Raw genomic sequence first — 6,792 nt, 5'->3', positions numbered from 1 at the left:
CGTCGTCGCCGGCGGCCCCGACGGCCGGCTGTTCCGCGCCGTGCTCGAGCCGGTCTGCCCGGTGCCGTTCGTCGCCTGGCCGCACCGCGGGCTGCCCGGCTGGGCCGGCCCGCTCGACCTCGTCGTCGTGGTCTGCCGCGACGGTCACGGCGACGACGAGATCTCGGCCGTCGCCGAGGCGCGCCGGCGCGGCTGCGCGCTGCTCGTCGCGGCGCCCGAGGGGTCGCCCCTGCACGATGCGGCATCCGGCCGCGGCACGACGTTCCTGCCGGCCGGCAGCGCCGACCCGACGGCGCTCGCCGTCCCCGTGCTGCACGCGCTGCACATCATGGGACTGGGCCCCGAGGTCGAGGCCGAGCCGGTCGCGGCCGCCCTCGACGACGTCGCCGAGCGGTGCGGCCCGAGCGTCCCCTCTGACGCCAACCCCGCCAAGGAACTGGCCCTGGGCATCGCCGACGACGTCCCCGTCGTCTGGGGCGGCTCGGTGCTGGCCGCCCGTGCCGCACGGCGGGTCGCCGAGGCGCTGCGATCGGCCAGCGGCCGGCCCGTGTTGTCCGGCGAGGCCGACCAGCTGGTGCCGATCCTCGAGGGCGCCCCGGAGCCCGACCTGTTCGCCGACCCGTTCGAGGACGGCGGCTCCGCGGTGTCCCGCCCGGCCCTCGTCATCCTCGACGACGGCGCCGACAACCCCGCCGCCGTGGCTGGCCGGGCCCGTCTCGACGCCGCCGCCGAGAGCGGTTCGGTGCGGGTCCAGGAGGTGCGCGCCACCGAGGGCCCCGACGTCGGCCGGTTCGCGGCGCTGCTGGCCACCGGCCGGTTCGCCGCCGCCTACCTCGCGCTCGGCCTCGGCCGCCCGGCCTGACGGATCAGCGCAGCAAGCGGACCTCGGCGCCGGCGTCGAGACCTGACCACGCTCGATCGGCGGTCAATGCCGGCACGCCGAGGCGTGCCGCCAGGGCGAGGCAGCAGCGATCTCCGAGCGAGAGGCCGGCCGCGCGGGTGACTGGGTAGAGCTTGGCGGCTCGCATCGCGTCCTCCTCGGTCAACGGTTGCACGGTCACGCCGAGGACGACGAGCAACCGGCCCTGCCGGTCTGGATCTCCGCCGTGGAAGGCGATCTTCTGCATGGTCTCCGACCAGTTGACCGCACTCATGTGGGCTTCGTGCAGCAGCGACGGCACGGACTCGTGGCCGGGCTCGGCGTAGAGGTACGCCAGCAGCGCCGAAGTGTCGAGGACGATCACCGGCCGGCTGCCGGCGGGAGGTCCTCGTCAGCCTGCTCCGCCGCGGCCTGTGCGCGGCGGTCGGCGATCAGCTCGTCGACCACGCTGCCCGACGTCCTGCGCGACTCCAGCGCCTCCCGTTGGAGTCGCGCCGCCAGATGGGCTCGATCTTCGAGGATGAGCCTGCCGTCCTCGACATAGGCCACGAGGGGGGTGCCGGGACGGAACTCGAGCTCCTGTCGGAGCTGCGCCGGGATGAGCACACGACCTTGCTCGTTGACAGATATCGTCGCGTGTGTCATGTCGTCATGATACCTGACACCGCGTGACCTGTCGCTGTACGTCGGGCGGGGTCAATTAGGCTGTCGGCTCGTGGCCGTGCTTCTGGACAATCCGGTGCGCTCCTATGCGTGGGGTTCCCCCACCGTCATCCCCGAGCTGCTCGGCCGTGCCCCGTCCGGGCATCCCGAGGCCGAGCTGTGGGTCGGCGCGCACCCGGGCTCGCCGTCCACGGTGGCGGGTGACGGGCGGCCGCTGTCGGCGCTCATCGAGGCCGACCCGGCGGGGACGCTCGGCGACGCCGTCGTGCGCCGGTTCGGGCCGCGGCTGCCGTTCCTGCTGAAGGTGCTCGCCGTCGAGCGACCCTTGTCGATCCAGGTGCACCCGACCATCGAGCAGGCCGTCGAGGGCTACGACGCCGAGGACGCCGCCGGCCTCGCGCTCGACGACCCGCGCCGCTCGTACCACGACCGCAACCACAAGCCCGAGATGGCGGTCGCCGTCACCCCGTTCGAGGCGCTGGTCGGCTTCGACGACCCCGCCGCGGTCGCGGCCTCGCTCGAACAGAGCGAGAACCCCGACCTCGTCGGCGCCGCCGCCGTCCTGCGCGACGACGACGGGCTGGAGCGGCTGGTCCGCCGCTGGCTCACCCTCGACGACGACGCGGCCGCGCAGATCGTCACCGCACTGACGGCCGAGGCGTCGGCCCGGCGCGACGACCCGCGGTTCGGGCTGGTGCACCGGCTGGCCGAGGCCTACCCGCACGACCGCGGCCTGCTGCTGGCGCTGCTGCTGCGCCACCACACGCTCGAACCGGGCGAGGCCGTGTTCGTCCCGGCCGGCGTCCCGCACGCCTACCTGTCCGGCGTCGCCGTCGAGCCGCAGGCCAGCTCCGACAACACTCTGCGTGCCGGGCTGACGCCCAAGCACGTCGACGCCGCCGAGGTGCTGCGGATCCTGCGCTACGAGCCGCGCGGCGAGGTGCTCGTCACGCCCGAGGTGACCGACCCCGGCATCGAGCTGTACCCCGTCCCCGGTGTCGACGAGCTGCGGCTGGCGAAGGTGCGGCTGAGCCGCGCGGGGGTCGTACTGCCCGGCCCGTGCCTGGTCCTCGTCGTCGACGGCACCGCCGAGATCGACGGAGTCGGCCTGGCTCGCGGGCGGGCCGCGTTCGTGCCCGCGTCGGACGCCGGCGCGACGCTCGCCGGCGACGGCGTGGCGTTCACCCTCACCACCGCACTCGACCAGGCACGATAGTCCCCGACCACGCACGCACCTGAGCGAAGGAAGTCCTGACCCATGGCCACTGAAGGTGGGACCAAGGCGGTCGTCGCGGCCCTGCTGGCGAACACCGGCATCGCGATCACGAAGTTCATCGCGTTCGCGCTGACCGGGGCCTCGTCGATGCTGGCCGAGGCGGTCCACTCCGTCGCCGACGCCGGCAACCAGGTGCTGCTGCTGGTCGGCGGCCGGCGGGCGCAGCGCAAGGCGACGCCGGAGCACCCGTTCGGCTACGGCCGGGTGCGGTACGTGTTCGCGTTCATCGTGGCGATCGTGCTGTTCAGCATCGGCGGCCTGTTCGCTCTGTACGAGGCGTACCACAAGTACGAGGAGGTGCACGCCGGCCACCCGAACGAGCTGCTGGAGAGCCAGTGGTGGTGGGTGCCGGTCGCCGTGCTCGTCGCCGCGATCATCATGGAGTCGTTCTCCCTGCGCACGGCCGTCATCGAGTCCGACCGCGTCCGCAACGGCGCGTCGTGGTCGCAGTTCGTCCGCCGGGCCAAGTCGCCGGAGCTGCCGGTCATCCTGCTCGAGGACATCGGTGCGCTGCTGGGCCTGGTGTTCGCGCTCATCGGCGTCGGCATGGCGCTCATCACCGACAACGCCTACTGGGACGTCGCCGGCACCGCGGCCATCGGCGTGCTGCTGGTCGTCATCGCCGTGATCCTGGCCATCGAGATGTCCAGCCTGCTCATCGGCGAGGGCGCGGCGGCGGACAACGTCCAGAAGATCCTCGCCGCCGCCACCGCCGGCGACGACATCGGGCGCGTCATCCACCTGCGCACCCTGTACACCGGCCCGGAGGAGCTGCTGGTGGCGGCCAAGCTCGCGGTTCGCACCGACCAGACCGGCGAGCAGATCGCCGCCGCCATCAACGGCGCCGAGGAACGCATCAGGGCGGCGCTGCCGGAGGCGAAGCACATCTTCCTCGAGCCCGACATCGACCGGGCGGCCGCGCCGGCGTCGTAGCCGTTTGCGTTGGCCGGTCGTTTCGGCGTTGGGCCCGTCCCCCTGCTGCCCGATTGTCTTGGCCGCGTGCGCGCGCCTCAAGCGGACTATGGAGGCGCTTCGCGCCGGCGATGACCGCTTGACCCACGCGCCCGCGGCTCAGAACGGGCAGCTATCAGGGGGACGGGGGCAATGTGGCGAGGGCGCCAGGCCTCTGGGCCCGTTTCGGTGTGGCGTTGGTGTCGTAGAGCGTCCACCTGGTGAGATTTCGCCGTGATTCGGGGGCCATCACGAGGATTACCTGAGCGTCAACACCCCTACAGGCATGGTGAAGCTCGCGTAATCCTCGTGATGTAGGCGATCCTGGATGATCATCGCGCGCCGCCGCCCGACAAAGTGGGGTGAAACGGGCACGACAAGCGTGAGGCGTGCCCACATCCTCCCCGTCCCCCTGATAGCTGCCCGGTCTTGGCTGAGAAGATGGGCAGCAGGGGGACGGGGAGTGGAGTGTCGAAGAGGGGCGACGGCACCGGGGTAGACTCGGCCGGAGACCATGCCGGCGCAGGTGATGCCGCGGACCCAGATGGGTCGCGCCGGGTCGGACGACTGATCGGTGCCGCATCGTCGTGCCCGCGTCCGACCCCTGACCGCCATCCGTGAGAGGAACCGTTCCATGTCCCTCGACTTCAAGGTCGCCGACCTGTCGCTGGCCGACTTCGGCCGCCGCGAGATCCGCCTCGCCGAGCACGAGATGCCCGGGCTCATGGCCATGCGTGCCGAGTACGGCGACAGCAAGCCGCTCACCGGCGCCCGCATCACCGGCTCGCTGCACATGACCGTCCAGACCGCCGTGCTCATCGAGACGCTGGTCGCGCTGGGCGCGCAGGTCCGCTGGGCCTCGTGCAACATCTTCTCGACGCAGGACCACGCGGCCGCCGCCATCGCCGTCGGCCCCGACGGCACCGTCGAGGCGCCGGCCGGGGTGCCGGTATTCGCCTGGAAGGGCGAGACGCTCGAGGAGTACTGGTGGTGCACCGAGCAGGCGCTCACCTGGCCCGACGCCCCCGGCCCCAACATGATCCTCGACGACGGCGGCGACGCCACCCTACTGGTGCACAAGGGCGTCGAGTACGAGAAGGCCGGCGTCGTCCCCGAGCCCGCCGACGACGACCCCGAGGAGTGGCGGGTCGTCCTCGGCCTGCTGAAGCGCTCGCTGGCCGAGAGCCAGAGCCGCTGGACCGCGCTGGCCCAGGAGATCAAGGGCGTCACCGAAGAGACCACCACCGGCGTCCACCGGCTCTACGAGATGATGCGCGACGGCGCCCTGCTGTTCCCTGGCATCAACGTCAACGACTCCGTCACCAAGAGCAAGTTCGACAACAAGTACGGCTGCCGCCACTCGCTGATCGACGGCATCAACCGGGCCACCGACGTGCTCATCGGCGGAAAGGTGGCCGTGGTCTGCGGCTACGGCGACGTCGGCAAGGGGTGCGCGGAGTCGCTGCGCGGCCAGGGCGCGCGGGTCGTCGTCACCGAGATCGACCCGATCTGCGCGCTGCAGGCGGCCATGGACGGCTACGAGGTCACCACGCTCGACGACGTCATCGAGCGGGCCGACATCGTCATCACCGCCACCGGCAACCGCGACGTCATCACCGCCGACCACCTGGCCCGGGCCAAGCACCAGGCCATCGTCGGCAACATCGGCCACTTCGACAACGAGATCGACATGGCCGGGCTGGCCGCCGTCCCGGGCATCGTGCGCACGGAGATCAAGCCGCAGGTGCACGAGTGGACCTTCCCTGACGGCCACACCGTCATCGTGCTGTCCGAGGGCCGGCTGCTGAACCTCGGCAACGCGACCGGCCACCCGTCGTTCGTCATGTCCAACTCGTTCACCAACCAGGTGCTGGCGCAGATCGAGCTGTTCACGAAGACCGCCGACTACCCGCTCGGCGTCTACACCCTGCCCAAGCACCTCGACGAGAAGGTGGCCCGGCTGCACCTCGACGCCCTGGGCGTCAAGCTCACCCAGCTGACCCCGGCGCAGGCGTCCTACCTGGGCATCCCCGCCGAGGGCCCGTACAAGAGCGAGCACTACCGGTACTGATCGCGTCAACGGCGTACGAGGCGCACGTTGCGGGCGTAGGCCCGGAAGCCGATCGCCTCGTACGCCGCCCGCGCGGCCGGATAGCCGTCGTCGCCGCGGGCGCACACCCGGGCGTGCCGGGCGCCCAGCCGCCGTGCGGCGTTCAGCGCGGCCAGTGACGCCGCCGCGGCCAGGCCCCGGCGGCGATGCCGCGGGTCGGTGCCGACGGGTTCCAGCACGGCGACGCCGCTGCCGGTGTCCAGCCAGGCCAGTGCGGACGCGGCCGGCGTGCCGTCCGGCGCGACGACCAGCCAGTCCAGCTCGGGCCGGTACGACGGTGCGCGCAGGACGCAGCGGTAGGCGGCCTCCGACATCGCCACGCCGAACGCGGCCGAGTGGACGGCGGCCCGAGCGGCGGCGTCGGCCGGACCGCGGACCGGCCGCAGCGTGTACCCGTCCGGCAGCGGCGCGGCGCCCGGGAGGTCGTCGTCGAGCCGGCGGCGCAGGTGGGCGAAGAACGGGCCGTCGTCGCGGCGCTCGTAGCCGTGCCGGCCCAGCTCGGCGACCAGCCCGGTCTCGGCGTCGAGCACCGTCACCGACCGCCCGCCGAACCAGGCGACGACCTCCGCCGTCAGCGCCAGGTGAGCCGGGTCGAGCTGCAGATCCAGGCGGCCGCCACGGGCCCACGCCCACGCGACGACGCGGTCGCCGTGCCGCCAGTGCGCCAGCCGCCAGGCCGGGTCCGGGCCACCGTGCTCGCACCAGAACCACGCCAGCTCGCCCGGATGCCAGCGACTGGACCAGCTCCACAGCCGGGCGGCCAGCGCCTGCATGGCGGCCGGCTGGTCCCGGCCCGCGCCGTCGAAGCGGCGGTACCCGGTGGTCACGACGGCGGGGTGAACCCGCCGTCGGTGCGCGACGACGCCGGCGGCGGTGGCGTGGGCGGCGGGTGCGGCGCGGGCGGCCCCGGCG

Annotated in this window: 7 protein-coding genes; 4 read left to right on the top strand and 3 right to left on the bottom strand. The window is 72.9% G+C overall.

Features of this window, described 5'->3' with window-relative positions:
* Positions 1-862, top strand: an 862-nt coding sequence (locus DY240_RS12885; RefSeq protein ID WP_119660283.1) for an SIS domain-containing protein, incomplete at its 5' end; no start/stop codon positions are given.
* Positions 863-866: 4 nt separating this feature from the next.
* On the opposite strand, the gene DY240_RS12880 is transcribed toward DY240_RS12885, so the two are convergent.
* Complete coding sequence (locus tag DY240_RS12880) at positions 867-1,244, bottom strand: type II toxin-antitoxin system VapC family toxin (RefSeq protein WP_119660282.1); 378 nt, start codon at positions 1,242-1,244, stop codon at positions 867-869.
* Entirely contained in the window at positions 1,241-1,525 is a 285-nt protein-coding gene (locus DY240_RS12875) for an AbrB/MazE/SpoVT family DNA-binding domain-containing protein (protein WP_199701413.1), read from the bottom strand. The genes DY240_RS12880 and DY240_RS12875 overlap by 4 nt, the downstream gene beginning before the upstream one ends.
* Positions 1,526-1,595: 70 nt before the next feature.
* Here DY240_RS12875 and manA point away from each other — a divergent pair, with 70 nt between their 5' ends.
* From manA to ahcY, 3 genes are all read left to right on the top strand, one after another.
* The gene (gene manA, locus DY240_RS12870) at positions 1,596-2,759 is read left to right on the top strand and encodes a mannose-6-phosphate isomerase, class I (RefSeq protein ID WP_199701411.1); all 1,164 of its coding nucleotides are present in this window, start codon (positions 1,596-1,598) and stop codon (positions 2,757-2,759) included.
* Positions 2,760-2,801: 42 nt separating this feature from the next.
* Positions 2,802-3,752 (top strand): cation diffusion facilitator family transporter, encoded by a 951-nt coding sequence (locus DY240_RS12865; RefSeq protein WP_119660281.1) that lies wholly within the window; start codon positions 2,802-2,804, stop codon positions 3,750-3,752.
* A gap of 652 nt (positions 3,753-4,404) precedes the next feature.
* A complete protein-coding gene (gene ahcY / locus DY240_RS12860) occupies positions 4,405-5,841 on the top strand; it encodes an adenosylhomocysteinase (RefSeq protein ID WP_119660280.1) in 1,437 nt (478 codons plus the stop codon).
* A 5-nt stretch (positions 5,842-5,846) separates the two neighbouring features.
* On the opposite strand, the gene DY240_RS12855 is transcribed toward ahcY, so the two are convergent.
* On the bottom strand, positions 5,847-6,792 hold a 946-nt coding region (locus DY240_RS12855; RefSeq protein ID WP_119660279.1), incomplete at its 5' end, for a GNAT family N-acetyltransferase.

Origin of the sequence: Jiangella rhizosphaerae (assembly GCF_003579925.1) — a bacterium.
In the GTDB taxonomy this organism is placed as follows: Bacteria; Actinomycetota; Actinomycetes; order Jiangellales; family Jiangellaceae; genus Jiangella; species Jiangella rhizosphaerae.
This window is presented reverse-complemented; position numbering and strand designations above follow the sequence as displayed.